A 24,543-nucleotide genomic window follows, 5' to 3' on the forward strand; every position below is an offset into this window, starting at 1 on the left:
GGCGTCTGGCGGTCATCGGGATCTTGCCTTCCATAGGGCAAGCCTGCTCCCGTTTGTTGGGAGTTCGCGCTCAAAGTCTTTGAGGCACCGCCTGGTTCTACGCGCTCAAAATAGCTGAGGCACGTCGAGCGTTTGCTCCGCGGGTGAGAATGCATGTATATTTGATTGTCGTTGTGTGTGTCCGTCGTGCTCCCTTACATAGCCTCATGCGTTGCAGGCCCGTAGGTGAGGGGACGATTTCGATGGGCAGACCCGATTCAAGACAACGAGTGCCTTGACTCATCAGACTCACGACCCGATGAGTCATCAGCACTACACCAAGAGATACGAAAAGAAGGCTACTTTTGCGTACGTTCACACCCAAGCCCGGCGATATTGAGCGCCAGTGGCACGTCATTGACGCCACTGACCAGGTGCTCGGTCGTCTTGCTGCCCAGGTTGCACGCCTGTTGCGCGGCAAGCACAAGACCACCTTTGCTCCTCATATCGATACCGGTGACTTCGTCATCATCATTAATGCAGACAAGGTCGCATTGACCGGTGCGAAGCTCGATCAGAAGCGCGCTTACCACCACTCGGGTTACCCGGGCGGTCTGAAGAGCGTCAACTACGCCGAGCTTCTCGCCACCAATCCCGAGCGCGCAGTCGAAAAGGCTGTCGGCGGTATGGTTCCGAAGACTCGTCTCGGACGTGCCCAGATGCAGAAGCTGAAGGTGTACCAGGGTGGAGAGCACCCACACGCCGCTCAGAATCCGCAGCCGTACGAACTCAGCCAGGTCGCGCAGTAAGCGCGCTTGAGCTCTAGACATACCGAGGAGAACCGTGGCTGAAGAAACCACCACTGCGACAGAATCTGTCGAAGAACCAACCGCAACCGAATACACGTCGGAGACCCCCGAATCCGCAGGCCTGGGCGAACAGACCGCCGGCGGACGCGGACAGTCCCTGACCGCTCCCGGCAACGGAGTCGGCCGTCGCAAGCAGGCAATTGCTCGCGTCCGCCTGATCCCCGGATCCGGTGAATGGACCATCAACGGTCGCACTCTCGAAGAGTACTTCCCGAACAAGCTGCACCAGCAGCTCGTCAACGAGCCCTTCCGTCTCCTGGACCTCGAAGGACGTTTCGACGTCGTCGTGCGCATCTCCGGTGGCGGACCTTCCGGTCAGGCCGGAGCCGTTCGTCTGGGAATCGCCCGTTCGCTCAACCAGATCGACGAAGAGTCGAACCGTGCTGAGCTGAAGAAGGCAGGCTACCTGCGCCGCGACGCACGCGTCCCCGAGCGCAAGAAGGCCGGTCTCAAGAAGGCCCGTAAGGCACCTCAGTTCTCGAAGCGCTGATTCTGCTGTCAGGACTGCGCCTGGTCTGCCGCTGAAGCGCAGTCCTCAACAGTTCAGCTCGATGAACACCGCAATGCGGCCCCGAACCGGATTCGGGGCCGCATTTCGTGCATTCACTTAACTTTCAGACACCCCTCGCCTTGACCCAGGCAGCATCATCTCTCACCGATTTCGACCGTCGAACGGTCCGGCACCACCGCCTCGGCGATGCAATGGACTAATATCGACGGGAAATTGAGGAAAGGACTTTCCATGACACGACTCTTCGGCACAGACGGCGTACGAGGCCTCGCCAATCGCGACATCTCCGCCCGACTGGCGCTCCAGCTCTCCGTAGCAGGCTCGCGGGTTCTCACCCGCGGTTGGCCAGAAGGCAAGCGTCCCTTCGCCGTCGTCGGGCGTGACACGCGTGTCTCCGGTGAGTTCCTCTCCGCTGCGATCTCCGCGGGCATCGCCTCCGCCGGCGTGGACGTCCTCGACGCGGGAATGCTGCCCACCCCCGGCATCGCCAGCGTCGTCGCTGACACGGGTGCAGCCTTCGGCGTCGTCATCTCCGCCTCGCACAATCCCATGCCCGACAACGGCATCAAGTTCTTCGCCGCGGGCGGAACGAAGCTCGACGATTCCGTTGAGGACGAGATCCTCGCAATCCTCGATGAGGACTGGGTTCGTCCCACCGGCGCCGAGGTGGGTCGGATCTCCCGTTATCCCGCCGCGGCCGACGAGTACACGGAGAAGCTCGTGCGCTCCCTCGATGCTGAGGGCACACGTCCCCTGTCCGGCCTCAAGGTCGTCGTCGACTGCGCCCACGGTGCCGCGTCCATCGTCGGACCCGCCGCCCTGCGTCAGGCCGGTGCCGAGGTCATCGTCTCCGCTGCCGAACCCGATGGCTTCAACATCAACGACGGTGTCGGTTCCACGCACCTCGAACCGCTCCAGCGCCTCGTCGTGGAAACCCAGTCCGATCTGGGTGTGGCCTTCGACGGTGACGCCGACCGCTGCCTGGCCGTGGACTCCCTGGGTCGTGTCATCAACGGTGACCAGCTCATGGGCATCCTCGCGATCGGGCTCAAGGAACTCGGCGAGCTGAAGGGCAACACCCTCGTCACCACCGTGATGTCGAACATCGGCCTCAAGCACGCGATGGACAAGTACTCCATTGAGACGGTCCAGACCGCAGTCGGTGACCGCTACGTCCTCGAACGCATGCTGGCCGACGGCTACGTCCTCGGCGGCGAGCAGTCCGGGCACGTGCTCATGCTCGACCACGGCACGACCGGTGACGGTGTGCAGACGGCCCTGCACCTGATGAAGCGCATGGCCGATTCGAAGCGCACCCTGGCCGACCTCGCCGCAGAGATCCCGCAGCTGCCGCAGGCGCTCGTCAACGTCAAGGGCGTCGACAAGCACGGAGTCGATCACCCGCAGGTCGCCGCCGAAGTCGACGCCGTCGAAGCCGAACTCGAAGGTTCAGGCCGCGTGCTGCTGCGGGCCTCGGGCACCGAGCCGCTGATCCGCGTCATGGTCGAAGCTGAAACCGAGGACATCGCCCAGGCTCAGGCCGAGCGCTTGGCCGCCAACGTGAAGGAACACCTGGGCCTGTAAGTTCTCCTGTCCGGTGAGCGCCACTCCAGGGTGAGCACCACTCTTCGCGGGGGAGACAACTCGTCAGACACACCAGAGGCCGCAGACGCATTCAGCGCTGCGGCCTCTGTCATGCCTCAGTTCGTGGCGAACTGCGTTTCGTAGAGCTGGGCATAGCGGCCGCTGCGGGCCAGCAGCTCCTCGTGAGAACCGGATTCGACGATGCGACCGGCTTCGACGACGAGGATCGTATCGGCCTGGCGGATCGTGGACAGCCTGTGGGCGATGACCAGCGCGGTGCGACCGTGCATGGCCTGCGCCAGCGCCTGCTGCACGGCTGCCTCGTTCGTCGAGTCCAGGGCCGAGGTCGCCTCATCGAGGACGACGACCTCTGGGGCCGCGAGGAGCATGCGCGCGATCGTCAGCCGCTGACGCTCTCCACCGGAGAGCCGGTAGCCGCGTTCACCGATGACCGTGTCCAAACCATCGGGCAGGGTCGCGATGACATTGTGCAGCTGAGCCCTGTCGATGGCCTGATGCAGTTCAGCCTCGGTGGCCTCTGGTTTGACCAGGGCCAGGTTCGAACGGATCGATTCGTGGAAGACGTGACCGTCCTGAGTCACCACCCCAACGGACTTGCGCAGCGATTCGTAGGACAGCTCGCGCACATCAACACCGCCGATGGTGATCGACCCGGAGGTCACGTCGTAGAGGCGGGGCAGGAGTGAGGCGATCGTGGATTTTCCGGCACCCGAAGAACCGACCAGGGCGACGGTGTGACCGGCCGGGATCGTGAAGTCGAGTGAGTGCAGTACCTCGTCCCCGCCTCGGGCATCGAGCACGGAGACGTCTTCGAGGCTGGCGAGGCTGACCTGGTCCGCACTGGGGTAGGCGAAGTCGACATCGGAGAACGTCACGTCAAGGCCCCCCTTCGGCAGTGCCTTCGGGGATTCGGGTTCCTTGATCAGAGGCACGAGGTCGAGGATCTCGAAGACACGCTGGAAGCTGACGACGGCGCTCATGATGTCCAGACGTGCGTTCGCGAGCATGGTCAGGGGTGTGTAGAGCCTGGTCAGCAGCAGCGCGAGGGTGACGACCTGGCCGGCGTTGAGGTGACCGAGGACGGCTTGAGCACCGCCGATGCCGTAGACAAGAGCCAGCGCCAGGGCCGAGACCAGTGTCAGCGAGGACACGAACGTCGACTGCAGCATGGCGACCTTGATGCCGATGTCCCTGACCTGACCGGCACGGTCGGAGAACTCCTCGGACTCGGTCTTCGGATTGCCGAAGAGCTTGACCAGCGTCGCGCCACCGGCGGAGAACCGCTCCGTCATCCGCGTCGACATATCAGCACTGTTCTCCGCCGCCTGGAACTGCAGAGAGGCCAGCTTCCCGCTGAGCAGTCGGGTGGGGATGATGAAGAGGGGCAGGAGCAGGATGGAGAGCAGTGTGACCTGCCAGGAGATCGTGACCATCACGCCTACGGTCAGGACCAGAGAGACGAAGTTCGACACGATGCCCGACAGGGTGTTGGAGAACGCGCGCTGGGCGCCGATGACGTCGGTGTTCAGGCGCGAGACCAGAGCGCCCGTGCGGGTGCGATTGAAGAAGGCGATGGGCATTCTCTGCACATGGTCATAGACCGCGGTGCGCAGATCGAAGATGAGACCCTCACCGATCTGTGAGGACAGGTACCGATTGAAGATCGAGATCGCAGCGTCCGCGATCGCCAGGCCGCCGATCGCCACGGCCAACCAGACGACGGTCGCGACTGGGCCGCCGCCGGTGATCGCGTTGACGACGTCACCGGCCAACACCGGGTTGAGCACGCCGATGACGGCAGTGCCGACGGAGAGGGTGAGGAAGACGATGAGCTTCGCCTTGTGCCGGGTCGCAAACGACCCGATGCGGCGGTAGGTGCCCGGCTTGATCGAGGTCTTCGGGGTCTTCTTGCTCGACACGGAGCTCCACATCACCCTGTGTGCTGACTGCAGACTCATCTCGGCCTCATTTCCTTATGGCGTCCCGCGCGTCTGGGTCGAGGAGACGCACGTGGACACAGTACTCCTTCGGTTTGAAATCAGAGTGCAGAATCTGCGCAGCCGTCAAACCATGCACTGAGTGCAACTATCGCGAGACGGAATCTATTTCCTCAGCGACACAGATGCACGCAGCAAGTGAGAGACCTCACGCACGCCTGGCCACTGAACCACGCACGCTCTGATCTCAGAGCTCAGTACTCACAGCTTGCGCAGCTGGACCTTGCGGATCGTGTGGTCATCTGACTTGTGCAGCACGAGGTCCGCGCGACCGCGGCTGGGCTGAACGTTCTCACGCAGATTGGGGAAGTTGATCGAATCCCAGATCTCCGTGGCCAAGGTGACCGCTTCTTCGTCATCGAGCTTCGAATAGCGGTGGAAGTAGGAGTCCGTGTCCTGGAAGGCGCCATGCTTGAGCTTGAGGAAGCGGGAGATGTACCACTGGCGGATGTCGCGTGAGCGGGCGTCGACGTAGACGGAGAAGTCGAAGTAGTCGCTGATCGACAGGCCCAAGGTGCCGTCGCTGCGGGGCCGGGCGGGCTGGAGGACGTTGAGGCCTTCGACGATGAGGACATCGGGGGAGCGGACAACCACCTCGGCGCCGGGGACGATGTCGTAGGTGTGGTGCGAGTAAACGGGGGCACGGACCTCGGGGGAGCCGGACTTCACGGCGGAGATGAACCGCAGCAGTTTGCGCCGGTCATAGGATTCCGGGAAGCCCTTGCGTCCACCCAGTCGCCTGCGCTCGAGCTCGGCATTGGGGTAGAGGAAGCCGTCGGTGGTGATGAGCTCGACGCGAGGGGTGTCGGGCCATCTGGCCAGCAGTTCGCGCAGAACGCGAGCAGTCGTCGACTTGCCGACGGCGACGGACCCGGCCACACCGATGACGAAGGGGGTCCGCTTGGCCTCCTGCGGCTCGAGGCCGATTTCGTGCAGCGGGGAGAAGAACTCCCGCGTCATGTCGTGTTTGGCGCGGCGAGCGGAGACGTAGAGGTTGAGCAGGCGCGACAGGGGCAGGTAGACCTGAGCCACCTCGTCGAGGTTGATCCGATCGCCCAGCCCGCGCAGACGTTCGATGTCGCGCTGCTTCAGCGGCAGGGGAGTGGCTTGGGCCAGGGTGCCCCAGACGTCCCGATCGAACTCCCAGAACGGGGAAGTCGGTTCGACCTCGGGCTTGCGTCCTGGTTTGAGGCCGGCCAGGCGTCGCGCGCGGTCAAGAAGTGGGTCGACATGAGACATGGGCACAATTGTGTCATGCGTCATGTCCCTGCCGAACGTCGAGGTGACATTGGGCTCGCCGAGGTGGCCTTCGAGTGGGTCGATTCCACGTTTCTTGACTCGACTGCGTAAAATTCCACTCATGTGTGGAATCGTTGGTTATGTATCCAAAGCAGACGTTGACAATGCTGATCACTCGGCGCTCGATGTTGTGCTCAGCGGCCTGAAGCGGCTCGAATATCGGGGCTATGACTCTGCCGGAGTCGCCCTTGTCACTCCTGCCGGTGATCTGGAGACCGCGAAGAAGGCAGGCAAGCTCTCGGCGCTGACCGATGAGCTCGCGGCCAACCCGCTGCCGAATGCCCAGACCGGGATCGGCCACACCCGGTGGGCCACCCACGGTGGACCGACGGACCTCAACGCCCACCCGCACCTGGCCGACGGCGGAAAGCTCGCTCTGATCCACAACGGCATCATCGAGAACTTCGCTCAGCTCAAGCGCGACCTCACCGCCGATGGTGTCGAGTTCCAGTCCGAGACCGACACCGAGGTGGCTGCGGCTCAGCTGGCCAAGAACTTCCAGTCCACCGGTGACCTGACACAGGCCATGCGTGTGACCGCCACCCAGCTCGAAGGTGCCTTCACCCTCCTCGCCGTCCACGCCGACGCTCCCGGACAGGTCGTCGCCGCCCGCCGCAACTCGCCCCTGGTCATCGGCCTGGGTGAGGGAGAGAACTTCCTCGGCTCCGACGTCGCCGCCTTCATCGACTACACCCGCACCGCCGTCGAGATCGGCCAGGACCAGGTCGTGACCATCACCCCGGATTCCGTAGTCATCACAGACAACGACGGCAACGAGGTCGACGGTGTTGAGTACCAGGTCGACTGGGACGCCGCCGCTGCGGAAAAGGGCGGATTCCCCTCCTTTATGGACAAGGAGATCCACGACCAGCCACAGGCCGTCGCGGATACCCTGCTGGGCCGCCTCGACATCGACGGCAAGCTCACCCTCGATGAGATGCACATCGACGAGACCGTGCTCAAGACCATCGACAAGATCATCGTCATCGCCTGCGGCACCGCCGCCTACGCCGGCCAGGTCGCCAAGTACGCGATCGAGCACTGGTGCCGCGTGCCCGTCGAGGTCGAACTCGCCCACGAGTTCCGCTACCGCGATCCCGTGGTCAACGAAAAGACACTGGTCGTGGCGATCTCCCAGTCGGGAGAGACTATGGACACGACCATGGCCGTGCGCCACGCACGTCAGCAGGGTGCGAAGGTCATCGCCATCTGCAACACCTTCGGCTCGACCATTCCCCGCGAATCCGACGCCGCCCTGTACACGCACGCCGGCCCGGAGATCGCGGTCGCCTCGACGAAGGCCTTCCTCTCGCAGGTCGTGGCCTGCTACCTGCTGGGCCTCTACCTGGCACAGCTGCGCGGCAACAAGTTCCGCGACGAGATCACCACCATCCTCGAAGAGCTGCAGACCATCCCGGAGAAGGTCCAGAGCATCCTCGACAACGGCAAGCAGCAGGTGCAGGCACTGGCACAGCGCAACCAGGACGTCGGCTCGGTGCTGTTCCTGGGCCGCCACGTGGGCTTCCCCGTGGCCATGGAGGGTGCGCTCAAACTCAAGGAGCTCGCCTACATCCACGCCGAGGGCTTCGCCGCTGGCGAGCTCAAGCACGGTCCGATCGCGCTCATCGACGACGGTCAGCTCGTCATCATCGTCGTGCCCTCCAAGCGCGGCCGCGATTCGCTGCATGCCAAGGTCATCTCGAACATCCAGGAAGTCCGGGCCCGCGGTGCGAACACCGTAGTCATCGCCGAGGAAGGGGATGAAGAGGTCCGCGAGTTCGCCTCAGAGGTCATCTACGTTCCCCAGACGACGACGCTCATGGCGCCGCTGCTGACGACGGTTCCGCTGCAGATCTTCGCGATGGAACTGGCCACGGCCAAGGGCCTCGACGTGGATCAGCCGCGTAACCTCGCCAAGTCTGTGACCGTGGAGTAAGGGGAGAGATATGGCGATTCTGGGAATCGGAACCGACATCGCCGATGTGCCGCGCTTCGCCGAGCACATCGAGCGGGTCCCCGAACTCCTCGACCGTCTGCTCACCCCTGCCGAACAGCTCAAACGCAACGGCAAACGTCGGACGGATGCCTCCTTGGCGGCGAGATTCTCCGCCAAGGAGGCCCTGAAGAAGGCCATCGGCTTCCCCGGATGGCTGCCCTGGCAGTCCGCCGAGGTGGTCCCCGCCAGATCCGGTGCCCCCTCATTCCGCCTGCGGGGTCTCGTGCTCGAACACTTCCACCGCATCGGCGCCACGAACATCCACCTCTCCATCACCCATGACGCGAACCTCACCATGACCTTCGTCATCGTCGAAGGCGAAGGTCCATCGCTGAGCCCCGGCGTGGAATGGGATGCGGAGCACTTCGGGTAAGTCGATGGCTTCCGGACGTGGGCACCACCTCGGCGCGGTCGGCAATAGACTCAGACCATGAGCTCTCCTTCCGACACCGACACTTCCCACACCGACGCCTCCTCAGTTGAGTCGACCGCCCTCGACATCCACCTCCCCACCACCGAGGATGCCGCAGACATCGCAGACGGACTTGTGACTCTGCGTCGGGCACTGCATGAGAACGCCGAGGTGGGGCTTGATCTGCCCATCACCCAGAAACTCGTCCTCGACGCCATCGAAGGCCTCGACATCGAGGTGACGAAGGGCAATGGACTCTCCTCCCTCGTCGTCGTCCTCCGCGGTGGACAGCGCACTGAGGATTCGACCGGCGTCGTCCCCGCTGTACTGCTGCGCGGAGACATGGACGGACTGCCCGTGCCCGAGGCGACAGGCTTCGACTTCGCAGCCACGACCGGGCGGATGCACGCCTGCGGACACGACCTGCACACGACCGGCCTGGTCGGTGCCCTCAAACTTCTCCACCGTGACCGGGACTCCCTGCCCGGTGACGTCGTCTTCATGTTCCAGCCCGGCGAAGAAGGCTACGACGGGGCCGGGAAGATGATCGACGAGGGCGTCCTCGACGCCGCTGGACCCAGGGTGAAGGCCGCATTCGGCATCCACGTCTCCGCAGACCAGGACCTCGGCGTCGCCTACTGCCGCCGCGGATCCTACATGGCCGCGTTTTCGAAGATGTCCATCACCGTCCGTGGCAAAGGCACCCACGCCTCCCGCCCGGCGACCGGCCGCGATCCGATCCAGGTCGGCGCGATGCTGGTGGGCCAGCTGCAGGAATACGTGACGCGCCGCTTCGACATCTTCGACCCCCTGGTCATCACCGTCGGCCAGTTCAACGGCGGCACCGCCCCAAACGTCATCCCCGACTTCGCGCATCTCGTAGTCAGCGTCCGCACCTTCTCCGACGAGGTCACCACCCGCGCCGAGGCGGAGCTCCCACAGCTGGTCACCGAAATGGTCGCCGCCCACGGGCTCGAGGCCGAGGTCGACTACGAGCGAGTGCTGCCGCCGACGATCAACAATGACGACGAGGCCGACTTCTTCCTCGAGACCTTCGCCGATCTCTTCGGTGCCGACCGCGCCGTGGTCCGTCCGAACCCGATCCCCGGGTCCGAGGACTTCTCCCGCGTGCTCGAACAGGTCCCCGGCGCATATGGTCACTTCGGTGTGGCACTGCCGAACCTGCCCGTCGAGGAGCGCGAAGCCAACCATTCGCCCCGGGCCCGTCACAGCGACGAGGGCCTGGCTGATCAGGCATTGTTCCTGGCTCACCTGGCAGGCCGGAAACTCGCCCGCCTGGCCCAGGAATGAGGAAGCGCTGATGTCAGTCTTCGCCTACCCCAGCACTGTCATCCGTGAGGCCGAACGACCTCTTCTCGATGCAGGCGTCGACCTCATGGCCCGCGCATCTCGAGCTCTGGCCCACTTCTTGGCCGATGTGTTGCGAGAGTCGCGGGGCCAGCTCTTCGGCTCCCGAGTGTGCGTGCTCGTCGGCCCGGGCAACAACGCCGGCGACGCACTTTTCGCCGCCGCAGCACTGGCCAGGCGCGGGGCTCACATCACCGTGGTCACACTCTTCGACCGCACCCATGATGTGGGGCTGGCCGCGGCCCGGCGCGCCGGCGCCGGAGTCATCGACTTCCCGAAACCGGACGAGACCACAGACCCGCACGCCGAGGTGGCCGAGGGAGTGCGCGACAGCGAACTTCGCGTCGATGAACTCCGTGCCGATGCGCTGCGGGAGCTGAATCGGTCCGATCTCGTTCTCGACGGCATCCTCGGCATCGGGGGCCGTCCCGGACTGCCCGAGCACATCGCTTCCCTCGTTCGCGACTGGCGGCACTCCGCCGGCACGCGCCAGGCCGCAAGCGCCGGCACGCGATCCACGCAGACGGTCATCGCCGTCGACGTTCCCTCCGACCTGTCACCGGTCGAATCCGGTGCCCCGGACAGGATCCACGCCGATCACACCGTGACCTTCGGCGGCCTCAAAACCGATCTGATCGACCCCCGCGTCGCCGCATTCACCGGCACAGTCCACCTCGTCGACATCGGACTCGACCTCGATGAGAACCAGGCCACCGCCGCAGTCGTCGACATCGATGACCTCAACGCGGACTTCCCCCGCCCACAGCCCGAGGGCCACAAATACTCCCGCGGAGTCGTCGGCATCCTCGCCGGCTCCGAGGAGTACCCGGGGGCGGGAGTGCTGACGACCACCTCGGCGGTCAACTGCGGCGTCGGAATGGTTCGGTCCCTGGGATCTCAGATGGTCGCCGAATACGTCATCGGTCTCCACGCCGAGGTCGTCACCGCCTCAGGCAGGATGAACGCCGTGGTCATGGGCCCAGGCGACCCGGAAGACGAATACATCCACGACTGCGTCGACGAGTTGGCGAACACCAGCGTTCCCGTTGTCCTCGACGCCGGGGCACTGGACATGGTCGGCCGCGCAGAGTCGGTCAAGGGCACATGGCTGGCCGAACGGCCTGTCGTCCTCACCCCGCACGCGGGTGAACTGGCACGACTGCTCAGCCGCCTCCTCGGCGAGATCATCACCTCGAGCCGGATCACCGCCGACCCCATCGGCTGGGCGCAGCGCGCCGCGCAGTCCAGCGGCTGCATCGTCTTACTCAAGGGCCACCAGACCGTCATCGCCGCCCCAGACGGGTTCTTCGTGCTCCCGGAGACCGGTCCGGCCAGCCTGGCCACCGCCGGGTCCGGGGACGTGCTGGCCGGGATCATCGGCGCCCTGGTCGCGACCTTCCACGCCAAGAGCCAGCATGAGTCACCGCTGCCGGAACGCGAACTGACCCACGTCGTCGGACTCGGCGTTCTGGTGCACAATGCTGCGGGCCGACGGGCCGTCAACGCCGGAGCTCTGGTCGATGCCGTCGCCGAGGTGGCAGGAGAGCTTATCCTCGCCGGATCCCTGATCGAGTGAATGGGTCCCAATCGGAATGAGTGGGTCCCTGATCGAGTCAGCGGGTCCCAGTCGGAATGAACGATGACGGTCCACGGTATTCTTATCCAGTGACATCAACCGATTCCTCAGGGGTACTGGTCAGGGCCGAGATCGATGTGGCCGCACTGCAGGCCAACGCCGCGGTCCTCGCGAAGCGGCTCGCGCCTGCCCGCCTCAAATGCGTCGTCAAGGCCAACGCCTACGGGCACGGCATCGACATCGTCGCCCCGGCGCTCTTCGCTGCAGGGTGGCGCGACTTCTGCGTGGCAACCATCAATGAGGCGCTGCACCTGCGCGAACTGCTCGGCGATGACGTCACCATCACGGCCTGGCTGTACGGACCCACCACCGACCTCGACGCGGCCGTCGCCGCCGGAATCGAACTGGGCGTGTCAACCGTTGACAGCCTCGAGCGACTGCGAGATGCCGCTCGTCGCACAAACACCACGGCCCGCCTCCACCTCAAGGTCGACACGGGCCTCGGCCGCAACGGCCTGGCTCCCGCGGACTGGAAGCGTGCACTGGTGAAGCTGAAGACGCTGGATGCCCGGACCGAATCGGACGGCGCCGACGCGAGTGCGACCACCCCGGAGCTTGAAATAGTGGGCATCATGAGCCACTACGCCGTCGCCGACGAACCCGAACGCGTCGAGACCGCTCAGCAGACGCAGGTCTTCGACTCAGCCCACCGGGAACTCTCGGCGGTACTCGACGGCGCCCAGGGCCGCCTCGGCGAACCGGAGCGGCTCGAGGTCCACATTGCGAACTCGCCCGCTGCGCTGACGCTCTCACCGTTCCCGGGCACCTCGGCGCGGGTGGGTCTGTCCCTCTACGGGCTCTCTCCGCTGGGCGATCAGACCTCGCAGGATCTGGGCCTGGTGCCCGCGATGCGGCTGGTCTCTCAGGTCATCAACCTCAAGGACATCCCCACCGGTCACGGCGCATCGTATGGGCTCACGTTCACGGCCGCGGCCGACACCCGCTTCGCCCTCGTGCCCGGCGGCTACGGCGATGGGATCGCGCGGTCGGCATCGAACAAGGCCGAGGTCTCCATCCGCGGCACTCGGTATCCCGTCGTCGGGCGCATCGCGATGGATCAGATGATCGTCGAGGTCGGTGCCGGTGACGTCGCCATCGGCGATGAGGTCGTCATCTTCGGCCCCGATGGTCCCAGCGCAGCCGAATGGGGCGAGTGGGCCGAGACGATCAACTACGAGATCGTCACCCGCATCAGCGAACGCGTCGACCGCGTGGAAATCGAACCGCGGCCCGCTGACGGTGCAGGCCTGTGATGAAGCTTCAGGTGACGTCACTTGACCAGATGAGGACCTTCGCCGAGGCGCTCGCCGGGCACCTGCGGGCAGGTGATCTCCTCATCCTCAGCGGCAACCTCGGCGCGGGGAAGACGACGTTCACTCAGTCGCTGGGGCGGGCCCTGGGGGTCACCGGGCGTATCACCTCGCCCACCTTCGTCATCGCCCGTGAGCATCCCTCGAGCGGGGACGGCCCCGCCCTCGTCCACGTCGATGCCTACCGGCTCTCCGACGCCGAGGAGCTGGGAGACCTTGATCTGGACTCGGAGCTCGAGGAATCGATCACCGTCGTCGAATGGGGCGCCGGTCTCGCCGAACAGCTGAGCTCCGACTACCTCGGTGTGACGATCACCCCGATGTTCGACCTCGCAGCTGACGTGGCAGACGAAGCGGACGCGGCAGACGCCGACGAAGACGATGAGGACGAACGACGCCTCGTTGAACTTCACGGCCACGGCAGCACGTGGGATGCTCGGCTGCAGCAGGTGGGTGACTCGCTTCGTGCCCTGGGCGGTGCGGTTGAGATCAGCGAATTCGACGGGTCAGACGGATCCCTCGATCAGGAGGACAACCAGTGATCATACTCAGCATCGATACCTCCCAGGCCGCATCGGTGGCCCTGGTCGACACCGACTCGGGAACCGTTCTGGCGGCAGAACAAGCCGATGACCAGCGCAGACACGTCGAGTTCATCGGCCCGGCACTGGCCAGCGTGCTCGCACATTCGGTGCAGCCTGAACTCGTCGTCACCGGAATCGGCCCCGGCCCATTCACCGGACTACGGGTGGGCATCGCCGCGGGAATCGCCGTCGGTCAGGCCCGGGGCATCCCGGTCAAGGGACTCCTGTCGCAGGCCGCGCTCGCCGAGGAGCTGCGGCAAAGTGACGCCCGCCCCAGTGGACCGGTGCTCATCGCCGCGGACGCCCGACGCAAGGAAGTCTATTTCAGCGTCTACGACAGCTCGGATGCTTCGCTGCAGGCCGGACCCTTCGTTGCCAAGCCCGCCGAGGTCGACGATGTCCTGGGCGCAGCCGGCCAAACGACGATCAATGCTCGTCTCGGTCGCGGGTTCCTCCTCTATCCCGAGGTCCTGGGGGATTCCAGCGTCCCCAGCATCGTCGACCCGCGCGCCGAATACCTTGCCTTCGCCGCAGCCAGAGAGATCGCGGCCGGTCGTGAGCTGGTCGAACCGGTTCCCGAATACCTGCGCGAACCCGACGCCAAAGCAACATCGGTGCGCGAGAGCACACTGAAATGAGTGCACTGAAATGGCCGCAGTGACATGAGCACGAACGCGGTGGACGAACAGGCAGACATCGACGAACTGCACTGGTGGGACCTCGCGGAGGTCGCGGACAACGACTCCGCAATCTTCGGCCCCACCGCCTGGACTCTGAGCTATTACTGGGCTGTCAGGGCCCAGGCTGGAACGGTGATGTTCGCGGCCCGAACCCCCACCTCGGCGCTGGCCGGGTGGATCGTCATGTCCGCCGCCGGCGGTGAAGCCGACGTGATGACCATCGCCACCACCGAGGAGGGACGAGGCCAGGGCATCGCCCGCCGGCTGCTCCAAGCCGGGGTCGACTGGGCAGCGAAGACAGGCGCCGAGGCTGTGCACCTCGAGGTCGATGAGCACAACGAACCCGCACTGGGTCTCTACCGCTCGTTCGGGTTCTCAGAATGGGGCAGACGCCCCGACTACTACCCGGGTGCCGACGCGATCCTCATGCGCTTTCGCCCCTGAGAGCTGGGATGCACAGAGGCACCGGAGCGATCGGTCTGCGCCCGTGCGGTCTCCGCTCGAGAGGTCTAGGCTCGGGCTTCGGTTGCCAGTCGCACGCCGAGGGCGATCATCACCGCAGCGCTCGTGCGATCAAGCCAGATCTTGACCCGTTCGCGGGTGAGGATGCCACGGGCTCGGGTGGCAAGGAGAACGACTGCGGCATGCCACACGGTGCCGATGGTCAGCGCAATGGCCACGAGCAGCACGCCCCACCCAGCGGCCGACGGCACCGTCGGCAGGAACTGGGGCAAGATGCTGATGTAGAAGACCCCGACCTTCGGGTTGAGGAGGTTGCTGGTCATCCCATTGCGGACCGCACTGCCGGCGCTCTGCGCAGGAAGTGCCTCAGGTTCGGCCGCCGTCGAGCGGTTGCGAGGCAGTGACTTCCAGATCGCGGTGCAGCCGAGCCAGACCAGATAGCAGGCTCCCGCAATCCGGACCACGTCGTAGGCGAGGGTGGAGGCGGCAAGCAGGGCTGTGAGGCCGAGCAGACTGGCAACGGCCCAGACCGCATGACCCAGTTCGACGCCGATGACCGCGGCGAAGCCCGCGCGTCGTCCCTGCAGGATAGTCGATCGGAGCACGATCATCAGATCAATGCCGGGCGTGGCTGCCCCGATCACTGCCACGAGGGCCCATGCCAATAGCTGGTGCGAATCCATGTCTGTCTCTCGAGCTGTTCGTCATCGAATGAGGGTGATCGCAACAGCGTACTCCCTCAGCCGGCCTCGCCCCGTTAGCTGTTCACGGTCGTGACCGCGGGAGCCTCGACTGCGGAGCTGAGCTCGGCCAGAAGCCTGCCGTTGAGGACGAACGCGGTCATCGTCTCATCGATGACGAGCTGTTCGTCACCACCGGTGGCCGCGATCTCATCGAGGCGACCGCGGTAGGCATCCTTGTACGGCTTCGTCTTGCCCACCTCGGCGAAGTCCCACATGGTCAGCGCCTCTGCCGGCACCGAATAGTGGCGTCCCATGAGGGCACCGATGGCCTGACCGCCGGACAGGTCGCCGAGGTAGCGCGTGTAGTGATGAGCGATGAGCTGCTCGGGTCGTGTGAGCCGGTTGAGGTGGTCGGCATAGTCCTCGGCACTGGCCATCACCATGGAACCGGATTCGCCGAGGTTGGGCGAAGTGGCATCGGGGCGCTGGCCTGCAATGGTGGATCCCAATTTCTCCAGGTCGGAGTGGATACGCTGGGTTCGGAAGAGCGCCGAATCGTAGAACGGAGCGACGATCGGATCGTCGGCGAACTCCTGAGTCTTCGTCTCCAGCGCCGCATAGATGAGCGCGTACTGCCGCAGCAGGAGCGAATAGGCGCGCACATCGAGGCGGCCCTCCATGAGGTCGACCATGAAACTGGTGTGCTCGACCTCGTCGTGGATTGTGGCTGTGCTGGCCTTGAGCCGAGCTGAGAATGGTTCAGTCATGATGTTTCCTCATTGAGAGATCGATGATCCGCAGGTGTCTCGATGGCCGGTGCAACTACAGTGCTTGTTTTCATCTTAGCCGAGCCTGCCCTTACCTGAAGCCTGAGCCTGTGTACCGACGGCCAAAGGGTAGGCTGGAGCCATGGAAAGAGTGCAACTGGCTGACACGAATCTGATGGTCCACCCCCTGCACCTGGGAGGCAATCCCTTCGGCTGGGGCGCCGACCGTGATCAGAGCTTCGCAGTCCTCGACGCCTACGCCGAGGCGGGCGGAAATTTCATCGACACCGCGGATGCCTATTCCGTGTGGGTCGACGGCAACTCCGGTGGCGAATCGGAGACCATCATCGGTGAATGGATGGCATCGCGCGGCAACCGCGACGACATGGTCATCGCCACCAAGGTCGGCATGCACCCGAAGCACAAGGGCCTCGACCCTGCCAATATCCGCAAGTGCATCGACGCGTCTCTGCGTCGTCTCGGCACGGACCATGTCGACGTCTACTACGCCCACACAGACGATGAGAATGTCGATCAGGTGGCAGTCGCGGAGACCTTCGATGCCTTGGTGCGCACCGGCAAGGTCAGCTACCTCGGCGCCTCGAATTTCACCCTGGACCGGCTGCAGTCGGCCATGAAGATCAGCGCGAAGTATTCTCTGGCGTGCTACCGCGTCGTCCAGGACCGGTACAACCTCGTGTCCCGCGCCGCGGTGGACCCTCAGAAGCAGGCGTATCTGCGGGCAAACGGCATCGCCGAACTTCCCTTCCACTCCCTGGCCTCGGGATTCCTCACCGGTAAGCACACCGGGGGAGACGCCACTGGGAGCGTGCGCGGTGAACGCGTCGCGGATTTCCTGGAGAACCAAGAGGCGCTTCGCGCTCTCGAGGTCCTCCACGACGTGGCCTCGGCACACAACGCCAGCATGACCGCCACGACCCTCGCCTGGCAGCTGACGCACGATTTCATTCCTTCCACCATCGCCTCGGCGCGGGTGCCGGAGCAGTTGACGGAACTGCTTGCGGGAACCGAACTGCAGCTGGCCGATGATGAGATCACGGCCCTCAATGATGCGTGGGTGGAAGCATGACGACTACCAGCCCACGCCTTGTGAATTGGGAGAACGGCACGGATCTGGTCATCGAGCTGCCGCTGGCTCTCGATGTCTCGACCGTCTGGTCCAAGCTCGTCGACGCAGAGACCGCCCGGACGTGGTTCGCGTCCTTCACCGTCGATGACGACGGCATCGACGCGGACGGTGCGAGTGAGGAGACCAATCCCGCGATCACCTTCGATCTCGGTGAGACCCAGCTGCATGGGGAGATCCTCAGCTGCGAGGTCGAGGACCACGTTCTCGTCGAGCTCGAAGACTTCGGCGTGCTGGGGATTCAGCTGCTCGCCCTTGAACTCACGGATGGGGACGCGACCCTGCTGATCTTCACGCAATCAGCTCCCGACGTTGAAAGTGCCCGGCTCAAGGCCGCTGACTTCGGACCGATGTGGGACACTCACCTGCGGCTGTTCGCTCGGACCCTGGGGCTCGATGTCGTCGAGGCTGGTGAGGAGGAGCTGCTCGCCCTCTACGCTGATCTCGAGCTCGAGGACAGTGAGGCTGAGAACGGCGCATCAGACGCCAGCGCATCCGAGGACGGCGGGGCGAACGAAGAATGAGCGAACCGCTGGTGCTGGGCATCGAATCCTCGTGTGACGAAACCGGAGTCGGGATCGTGCGGGGGCGGACGCTGCTGACCAACACGGTCTCTTCGTCGATGGATGAACACGTTCGCTTCGGCGGCGTGGTCCCCGAGGTCGCCTCCCGCGCACACGTTCAGGCCATCGGACCGGCCATCGCATCGGCCTGCGATCAGGCAGGTATTGAGCTCAGTGACCTCGACGCGATCTCCGTGACCGCAGGCCCGGGCCTCAGCGGCGCGCTCATGGTCGGAGTCGGCGCCGCCAAGGGCCTGGCCGCAGCTCTCAACCTGCCTCTCTACGGGGTCAACCACCTGGCCGCGCACGTGGCAGTGGACCTCATCGCCGAGGACATCGACGGTCTCACCACACCGACCATCGCGCTGTTGGTCTCCGGCGGACACACGGAAATTCTGCGCATCGGCGATGTCCTCGACGACATCGAACTCATCGGTGCCACCATCGACGATGCCGCCGGCGAGGCCTTCGACAAGACCGCGCGGCTGCTGGGACTGAACTACCCCGGCGGGCCGAACATCTCCAAGGCCGCCCTCGGGCAGCTCGACGGCACCGGCATCCCGGGGGATCGCAAGGCCGTGAAGTTCCCTCGCGGGCTGGCGAAGAAGCAGGACCTGCGGGATCCAGAACGTCGCTTCAACTTCTCCTTCTCCGGACTCAAGACCGCCGCGCTGCGGGAGGTCACGAAGGCCGAGACACTGGGAACGGACCTGCGGGTGGCCGACATCGCTGCGGGATTCGAGGACGCCGTCGTCGACGTGCTCGTGACCAAGACGCTGCTGGCCGCCGCCGACACCGGAATCGATCATGTTGTCCTCGGTGGGGGAGTCGCCGCGAACTCCCACCTGCGCGAAGTCCTCGGAGCCAGATGCGCCGAGGCGGGGGTGAGGCTGCGGGTGCCGCCGCTGAACCTGTGCACGGACAACGGGGCCATGGTCGCAGCCCTCGGAGCCGAACTCGTCCGTCGCGGCATCGGACCCAGCGACCTGTCATTTGCTGCAGTCTCTTCATTGGATGTCGATCATGTCCTCGTCTGACCCGAACGCCGGCGACCAGAACGCCTACACCCACGACAGAAGCGGCGCCTCACGCGATGAGACCGCCTACGGCCCGAACTCGAAGGACCTGCCCGACTACCTGCCGCCTCGGCGATCAGGTGACGGCTGGACTGTCGGTTCGGACGGGCAGAAGCACTGGGGCCTCAACGGGGCAGCGGGACTGATGCTGCTTGATCCCGAGCAGGGAATCCTCATGCAGCACCGTGCCCTGTGGTCGGTCGAAGGCGGAACCTGGGGCTTCCCCGGTGGAGCCCGTGACCTGGGCGAATCCGCGATCGAAGCGGCCGTGCGCGAATCATGGGAAGAGGCAGGAGTGCCCGACCTCGCGGGCGAGGACATCGACGTGCTCGACACTCATGTCCTCGACCTCGGCGACTGGTCGTACACGACGGTCATCGCTCGGGTGAGACGTCACTTCGAACCGGTCATCAGTGACCCGGAGAGCATCGAACTCGCATGGGTGCCCATCGAGGAACTCACCGACTACAACCTGCACTCCGGAGTCGCAGCAGCACTTCCGGAACTGTTGGAGATGCTCCGACCACACCTGTGAGCAGTGAGGCTGGCTGCGAGCAGTGCAGCCGGTAGTCCAGCCCCGTGCGGAGCGGAGACTGGCGTGAACCCTCAGGTGTATGAGGTGCGCAGGTCGTTGATCAGCGACCGGGTCACCTCGGTCAGCGATTCGCTGTCCTTGAACACGTTCTGCAGGCGCTGGTAGGGCACACCGCGGTCGATGATCGAGGTGATGGAGTTCAGCTCATCGACGCAGCCCAGACGTTCGGCCACAGGGGCCAGACGTGCCACCTCATCGGCCAGGCACTCGGTGACCAGACGTTCATCAGCCTCGGCGTTCTCGATGATGATGGCGTCCACGCCGTAGCGGGCGGCACGCCACTTGTTCTCGTCGTGGAACCAGTCCGGCATGGTCGGCAATGTCTCACCGGCATCAAGGCGGGCAGAGAAGTCGTCGACGAGGCATTGGATGAGGGCCGTGATCGCAGTGATCTCCTCGAGAGTGGGCAGCCCGTCGCAGACCCTGACCTCGACGGTTCCCCAATTCGGGGCGGGACGAATGTCCCAACGGATCTCATTGATGTTGTCGATGATGCCGGTGGTGAGCATATCGGCCACGTACTTCTCGTAGTCTGACCAAGCATCGAACTGGAACGGCAGGCCTGCGGTCGGCAGCTGCTGGAACATCATCGCCCGGTTCGAAGCGTAGCCGGTGTCGGTCCCGCCCCAGAAGGGTGATGATGCGCTCAGTGCCTGCAGGTGGGGGACGTAGGCGAGGAGGGCGTTGACGATCGGCAGCACCTTGTCGCGGGAGTCGATGCCTACGTGGACGTGCACGCCGAAGATGAGCATGTTCCGACCCCACCACTGGGTGCGGTCGACGAGCTCGAGGTAGCGGTCCTTGGCGCGAACCTCCTGAGACTGCCACTGAGCGAACGGGTGCGTGCCTGCGGACATGAGCTCGATCCCACGGTCTTCGGTCAGCGCACGCAGGGCGCCCATGGACGCGGCGAGGTCCTCGGCGATTCCCGATACCTGCTTGTGGACGCCGGTGACGAGTTCGATCGTGTTCGTGAGCATCTCGCCCACGATCCGCTTCTCGAATTCGGGCGCACGCTGAGCGACATCGGCGAGGAGAACCTCGGCGGCGGATGTCAGATCAAGGCTGTCTCCGTCCAACAGAGCCAGTTCCCATTCGACTCCAAGGGTGGAGCGGGGTGAGCGTGCGAAATCGACCATGGATCGATCATAGTATTCCGCGCCCGTTTTTCTGGTCTCCGCCTGTTTATCGGACGTCACATTCAGGCCGCGCGTGCGGTCTCATCGGGCAGTCGAGCACCGGACTGTGAGTCGAAGAGATGCAGGCGTGAGAGCTCGGGGACAACCCGGATCGTGTCACCTCTGGCCACACGGGTCCTGCCGCTGACCCTTGCCACGATCGGGATGTCGCCGGTGGCCGACGTCGCCCGACCGTGCACATAGGCGTCGGCGCCGAGCTCCTCAACCAGCTCCACGCTGACTTCCAGACCGCCGTGAGATTCGACTCGGAAGTCCTCCGGGCGGATTCCGGCCGTGACACGAGAATCCGTGAGCTCTGAGCGCTGAGCCTCAGAGAGCCGGACCTCGGACTCACCGATGCGCAGCACTCCCTCTTGCAGCGGCAGGTCGATGAGGTTCATCGCGGGTGAGCCCATGAAGCCGGCGACGAAGAGGTTGGCGGGACGGTCGTAGAGCGCCCGCGGGGTGTCGACCTGCTGCAGTCGTCCCTCGGCGAGGACTGCGACGCGATCGCCCATCGTCATCGCCTCGACCTGATCGTGAGTGACATAGACCGTGGTGACGCCGAGGCGGCGCGTGAGTGAGGCGATCTGTGCACGGGTCTGGACCCGCAGCTTGGCATCGAGGTTGGACAGCGGTTCGTCCATGAGGAACACCTGGGGAGAGCGCACGATGGCCCGCCCCATGGCCACACGCTGTCGCTGCCCGCCGGAGAGAGCCTTGGGCTTGCGATCGAGGTAGGGTTCCAGATCGAGCAGTTGGGCGGCCTCACGAACGCGTTCATTGCGCTCTGCTTTGGAGACTCCGGCGATCTTGAGTGCGAAGGCCATGTTCTCGCCGACGCTCATATGCGGGTAGAGCGCATAGTTCTGAAACACCATGGCGATGTCCCGTTCGCGCGGAGAGACTCCGGTGACGTCATCATCACCGATTCTGATGTGTCCGCCGTCGACGGGCTCGAGGCCCGCGAGCATGCGCAGCGTCGTGGACTTCCCACAACCGGATGGGCCGACTAGGACGAGGAACTCGCCATCGGCGATGTCGAGGCTGATCTCGTTGACCGAGGGCGTCAGGGCCTCTGGGTATTGACGCATTGCCTTATCGAAAGTGACTGTTGCCATGGTGAATCTCAACCTTCCACGGGTGCCTGGGCACCCGACGATCTGCGGTGATCATTGTCTGAGTTCTCGTGGGCGGGACGTGTTGCGTCAATGACGTTTGTGTTCGTGTACGAGTGGTACTGCTGTCGCACCTGCGACGGTCGCGGGTGGAGCGTCGCGACGAGCTCGACCTGCCACCTCGGCGAGGTTCCGGTCAGTGTCCAGGCCGCCTGCCGGGCGGCTCCGATGGCCACATATTCGGCCTGTTCGGGCACGTCGATGGGGACGGTGAAGATGTCTCTGGCGACCTCTCGCACTGCTGGGTTGCGGGCGGCTCCGCCGATGAGGAAGAGGCGTTGGACTTTGACGCCCTGACGCAGCACCGCGTCGAGTCCGTCCGCCAACCCGCACAGCATGCCTTCGACGAAGGCTCGGGCCACGTTCTCCGGGGTCGAATTCGCCAAGGTCATGCCCTCCAAACGAGCCGTCGCGCTCGGAAGATTGGGGGTGCGCTCGCCTTCGAAATAGGGGACGAGAGTGAGGCCGTTGGCCCCCGGACTCGAGGCAAGTGCCAGGGCGGCCACGTCGGTGTGGCTGGCGCGCAGCAGCGCGGCCGCGGAATCGAGGACTCGGGCGGCGTTGAGGGTGGCGACGAGGGGGAGTCGCCCGCCGTCGGCCGAGGCGAATCCCGCGACCATTCCCGAGGAATCGTTGATCTCCAGTCGGGTCGGGCTGAAGACTGTCCCCGAGGTGCCGATCGAGATGATGACATCACCGGGGGCGGCTCCGAGCCCGAGCGCCGCGGCCGCATTGTCGCCGGCCCCGGGACCCACGAGGATGCCCTCGGGTGTGTGACCGGCGCTCTCATGGGGAGCCAGGACGCGGGGGAGAACGATGGGGGCGGTGGTGGGGCCGAGCTCATCGGTCGCTGGCGAGCCGTCCGTGGTGGAACCGGTAGTGGTGGAACCGGTCGCCTCCCGCGCCGGGGCACCGAAGGCCGCGCGGAAGAGGTCGAGGTCGTAGCGTCCGGTCACGGCCGAGAAGTACGCGGTGCCGCTGGCGTCGGAGGCATCGGTGACGAGTGCTTCAAGGTCAGGTCCGCGCAGTGCAGACGAGCTGCTTGGCCCGTGGCCCAGGAGCCGCCAGGTCAGCCAATCATGGGGCAGAGCCACGGCCGCCACCCGGGAGGCATTGTCGGGTTCATGATCGCGCAGCCACCGCAGCTTGGCTCCGGTGAAGGACGCGACAGGAACCACTCCGGCCCGGTCGACGAACTCATCGGCACCGATCTCAGCGATGAGTGCTCGTGCTGCCCCGTCGCTGCGCAGATCGTTCCAGAGCAGAGCATCGCGGATGACCTGTCCGTGTCGATCGAGAGCGATGAGGCCGTGCTGCTGTCCGCTGATGCTCACAGCTGCGACGTCGGCGAATCCTCCTGCCTCGGAGACCGCCTGCTGCAGTGCCGACCACCAGGCTTCGGGGTCGACTTCGGTTCCGGCCGGGTGCGGGGCCGAGCCGCTGCGCAGGATCCCGCCTGTGGAAGGGTCGACGATGACGACCTTGCAGCTCTGCGTCGAGGAGTCGACGCCGGCAACCAATCTGCGATCGACGCTCATGGGGACTCCTCGGTCTGCGCGGTGATCTGCGCGGCGGTCTGCGACTGTGATCCAGCAGGGTCGAGGATCTCTCGGGCCAGCGCTTCATCGACGATGGCGACATCGAGGATTCCGGCGGCGCACGCCGCTCGAACCGCCTCGGCGCGCTGAGCCCCGCGAGCCACTCCGACAGTGGTCGCCGCGTTTCTCAGCTGGTCGAGGGTGACGGCGATGACGCGATCGTCGATGGTGTCGACATCGGCTCCGGCAGCGTTGAAGAGACGTCCGGACGCCTCGGCGACGGCACCGTCGGCCACGCCTGCCGCTCGCTGCTCAGGGCTGCACTTCTCCCACACCGAGGACTGTTCCTCCGCCCAAGCAGCCACGGAGATGACCGCGAGGTCGAGATCGTCGGCTGCCGCCAGGGCGCCGGAGATCTCCGGCAGGGCACTGAGATCTGCGGCGGTTTCGGCCTCGGTGACCAGCAGCGGAGCCGGAAGTCGGACCATGGTCACGGCGGCGTCCTGGCCCAGTCGGGCAAAGATCCCGGAACTGGGTCGATGCGAACCGAGCTGGAGCGCACCGGCGAGTTGGACGACCGTGCAGCGGGGGAGTGCGGGAGCGAATTCTGCGGCCGCGTCGAGTGTGCGTGACCAGGCCAGCCCGATGCGCATTCCCGGTCGGGCACGACGATCGACGTAGGAGAGTGCGGCCCGACCCATTCGCTGAGCGGCATCTGACTCGTTGTCGTCTTCGACGACGATCGCCGAGCTCAACCCGAGCGCCGCCGCGAGCTGCTCGGCCATCCCATCTTCGTCGGTGGCATCGGCTTCGATGGAGATCGTGACGACCCCGCTGTCGACCGCTTCCTGGAGCAGACGGGCGATCTGGAAGCGGCTGAGCCCGTGGGCCTTGCCGAGCTCGACCTTCGAACTGCCCTGGACATAGTGCTCTCTGGCCAGCTGAGCCAGGAACCGGCGGTGTCTGGCGGTGGGTGCTGCGCTCATGGCTCTCCCTTCAGGATCGACAGCGATCACGCCGCTGCTCATCTGTGATCTATTGCACATCTGATTAAATCATGACACAGTATTGCACATATGAGCACCGATGCTCATATGTTTTTCGTCAAGC

The 24,543-nt window shown here is 64.9% G+C and carries 23 protein-coding genes; 15 read left to right on the forward strand and 8 right to left on the reverse strand.

Going from position 1 to position 24,543, the window contains the following annotated elements:
- Positions 1-344 precede the first annotated feature (344 nt).
- From rplM to glmM, 3 genes are all read left to right on the forward strand, one after another.
- Positions 345-788 (forward strand): 50S ribosomal protein L13, encoded by a 444-nt coding sequence (gene rplM, locus BAUR9175_RS07425; RefSeq protein WP_009883872.1) that lies wholly within the window; start codon positions 345-347, stop codon positions 786-788.
- Between the two features lie 34 nt (positions 789-822).
- Positions 823-1,338: a 30S ribosomal protein S9 gene (gene rpsI / locus BAUR9175_RS07430; RefSeq protein ID WP_009883873.1), complete on the forward strand. Its 516-nt coding sequence runs from the start codon at positions 823-825 to the stop codon at positions 1,336-1,338.
- Between the two features lie 252 nt (positions 1,339-1,590).
- Complete coding sequence (gene glmM, locus BAUR9175_RS07435) at positions 1,591-2,943, forward strand: phosphoglucosamine mutase (protein WP_009883874.1); 1,353 nt, start codon at positions 1,591-1,593, stop codon at positions 2,941-2,943.
- Between the two features lie 116 nt (positions 2,944-3,059).
- On the opposite strand, the gene BAUR9175_RS07440 is transcribed toward glmM, so the two are convergent.
- Positions 3,060-4,922, reverse strand: a complete 1,863-nt coding sequence (locus BAUR9175_RS07440; protein ID WP_009883875.1) for an ABC transporter ATP-binding protein — start codon at positions 4,920-4,922, stop codon at positions 3,060-3,062.
- 240 nt (positions 4,923-5,162) lie between these two features.
- The gene (coaA, locus tag BAUR9175_RS07445; protein WP_371860656.1) at positions 5,163-6,323 is read right to left on the reverse strand and encodes a type I pantothenate kinase; all 1,161 of its coding nucleotides are present in this window, start codon (positions 6,321-6,323) and stop codon (positions 5,163-5,165) included.
- On the opposite strand from coaA, the gene glmS reads away from it, so the two are divergent.
- From glmS to BAUR9175_RS07485, 8 genes are all read left to right on the forward strand, one after another.
- Positions 6,322-8,196 carry a glutamine--fructose-6-phosphate transaminase (isomerizing) gene (gene glmS, locus BAUR9175_RS07450; RefSeq protein WP_101583384.1) on the forward strand — a complete coding sequence of 625 codons (1,875 nt, stop codon included), beginning with the start codon at positions 6,322-6,324 and terminating at the stop codon, positions 8,194-8,196. The two genes, coaA and glmS, sit on opposite strands and share 2 nt — an antisense overlap.
- 10 nt (positions 8,197-8,206) lie before the next feature.
- Positions 8,207-8,629, forward strand: a complete 423-nt coding sequence (locus tag BAUR9175_RS07455; RefSeq protein ID WP_101583385.1) for a holo-ACP synthase — start codon at positions 8,207-8,209, stop codon at positions 8,627-8,629.
- Positions 8,630-8,686: 57 nt separating this feature from the next.
- The gene (locus BAUR9175_RS07460; protein ID WP_101583387.1) at positions 8,687-9,979 is read left to right on the forward strand and encodes a M20 metallopeptidase family protein; all 1,293 of its coding nucleotides are present in this window, start codon (positions 8,687-8,689) and stop codon (positions 9,977-9,979) included.
- A 10-nt stretch (positions 9,980-9,989) separates the two neighbouring features.
- Positions 9,990-11,612: an NAD(P)H-hydrate dehydratase gene (locus BAUR9175_RS07465; RefSeq protein ID WP_101583388.1), complete on the forward strand. Its 1,623-nt coding sequence runs from the start codon at positions 9,990-9,992 to the stop codon at positions 11,610-11,612.
- Between the two features lie 89 nt (positions 11,613-11,701).
- The gene (gene alr / locus BAUR9175_RS07470; protein ID WP_101583390.1) at positions 11,702-12,925 is read left to right on the forward strand and encodes an alanine racemase; all 1,224 of its coding nucleotides are present in this window, start codon (positions 11,702-11,704) and stop codon (positions 12,923-12,925) included.
- On the forward strand, positions 12,925-13,524 hold the full coding sequence (gene tsaE / locus BAUR9175_RS07475; RefSeq protein ID WP_009883882.1) for a tRNA (adenosine(37)-N6)-threonylcarbamoyltransferase complex ATPase subunit type 1 TsaE: 600 nt from the start codon (positions 12,925-12,927) through the stop codon (positions 13,522-13,524). Before alr ends, tsaE begins: the two co-directional genes overlap by 1 nt.
- The gene (gene tsaB / locus BAUR9175_RS07480) at positions 13,521-14,204 is read left to right on the forward strand and encodes a tRNA (adenosine(37)-N6)-threonylcarbamoyltransferase complex dimerization subunit type 1 TsaB (protein ID WP_009883883.1); all 684 of its coding nucleotides are present in this window, start codon (positions 13,521-13,523) and stop codon (positions 14,202-14,204) included. The genes tsaE and tsaB overlap by 4 nt, the downstream gene beginning before the upstream one ends.
- A 24-nt stretch (positions 14,205-14,228) precedes the next feature.
- On the forward strand, positions 14,229-14,690 hold the full coding sequence (locus BAUR9175_RS07485; protein ID WP_009883884.1) for a GNAT family N-acetyltransferase: 462 nt from the start codon (positions 14,229-14,231) through the stop codon (positions 14,688-14,690).
- A 65-nt stretch (positions 14,691-14,755) separates the two neighbouring features.
- Here the strand turns inward: BAUR9175_RS07485 and BAUR9175_RS07490 are convergent, their stop codons facing one another.
- Both BAUR9175_RS07490 and BAUR9175_RS07495 read right to left on the reverse strand, forming a co-directional pair.
- Entirely contained in the window at positions 14,756-15,391 is a 636-nt protein-coding gene (locus BAUR9175_RS07490) for a LysE family translocator (protein ID WP_009883885.1), read from the reverse strand.
- A 74-nt stretch (positions 15,392-15,465) separates the two neighbouring features.
- Complete coding sequence (locus BAUR9175_RS07495; RefSeq protein WP_096162348.1) at positions 15,466-16,158, reverse strand: biliverdin-producing heme oxygenase; 693 nt, start codon at positions 16,156-16,158, stop codon at positions 15,466-15,468.
- A 142-nt stretch (positions 16,159-16,300) separates the two neighbouring features.
- Between BAUR9175_RS07495 and BAUR9175_RS07500 the strand changes: the two genes are divergently transcribed.
- The 4 genes from BAUR9175_RS07500 to BAUR9175_RS07515 are packed head-to-tail and all read left to right on the forward strand — an operon-like array spanning position 16,301 to position 19,479.
- Positions 16,301-17,248 (forward strand): aldo/keto reductase, encoded by a 948-nt coding sequence (locus BAUR9175_RS07500; RefSeq protein WP_257944291.1) that lies wholly within the window; start codon positions 16,301-16,303, stop codon positions 17,246-17,248.
- A complete protein-coding gene (locus tag BAUR9175_RS07505; protein WP_101557238.1) occupies positions 17,245-17,829 on the forward strand; it encodes an SRPBCC family protein in 585 nt (194 codons plus the stop codon). The genes BAUR9175_RS07500 and BAUR9175_RS07505 overlap by 4 nt, the downstream gene beginning before the upstream one ends.
- Positions 17,826-18,905 carry a tRNA (adenosine(37)-N6)-threonylcarbamoyltransferase complex transferase subunit TsaD gene (gene tsaD, locus BAUR9175_RS07510; RefSeq protein WP_101583391.1) on the forward strand — a complete coding sequence of 360 codons (1,080 nt, stop codon included), beginning with the start codon at positions 17,826-17,828 and terminating at the stop codon, positions 18,903-18,905. The genes BAUR9175_RS07505 and tsaD overlap by 4 nt, the downstream gene beginning before the upstream one ends.
- Positions 18,892-19,479 carry an NUDIX domain-containing protein gene (locus BAUR9175_RS07515; protein WP_101583393.1) on the forward strand — a complete coding sequence of 196 codons (588 nt, stop codon included), beginning with the start codon at positions 18,892-18,894 and terminating at the stop codon, positions 19,477-19,479. The genes tsaD and BAUR9175_RS07515 overlap by 14 nt, the downstream gene beginning before the upstream one ends.
- A gap of 71 nt (positions 19,480-19,550) precedes the next feature.
- Here BAUR9175_RS07515 and BAUR9175_RS07520 read toward each other — a convergent pair whose 3' ends face one another.
- The 4 genes from BAUR9175_RS07520 to BAUR9175_RS07535 form a co-directional block, all read right to left on the reverse strand.
- The gene (locus BAUR9175_RS07520) at positions 19,551-20,678 is read right to left on the reverse strand and encodes a glutamate--cysteine ligase (RefSeq protein WP_069600675.1); all 1,128 of its coding nucleotides are present in this window, start codon (positions 20,676-20,678) and stop codon (positions 19,551-19,553) included.
- A 62-nt stretch (positions 20,679-20,740) separates the two neighbouring features.
- A complete protein-coding gene (locus tag BAUR9175_RS07525; RefSeq protein ID WP_101583394.1) occupies positions 20,741-21,838 on the reverse strand; it encodes an ABC transporter ATP-binding protein in 1,098 nt (365 codons plus the stop codon).
- 8 nt (positions 21,839-21,846) lie between these two features.
- Entirely contained in the window at positions 21,847-23,433 is a 1,587-nt protein-coding gene (locus BAUR9175_RS07530; RefSeq protein ID WP_101583396.1) for a xylulokinase, read from the reverse strand.
- Positions 23,430-24,419 carry a sugar-binding domain-containing protein gene (locus BAUR9175_RS07535; RefSeq protein WP_164513982.1) on the reverse strand — a complete coding sequence of 330 codons (990 nt, stop codon included), beginning with the start codon at positions 24,417-24,419 and terminating at the stop codon, positions 23,430-23,432. The genes BAUR9175_RS07530 and BAUR9175_RS07535 overlap by 4 nt, the downstream gene beginning before the upstream one ends.
- Positions 24,420-24,543 lie beyond the last annotated feature (124 nt).

Origin of the sequence: Brevibacterium aurantiacum (genome assembly GCF_900169065.1) — a bacterium.
Classification (GTDB): Bacteria; Actinomycetota; Actinomycetes; order Actinomycetales; family Brevibacteriaceae; genus Brevibacterium; species Brevibacterium aurantiacum.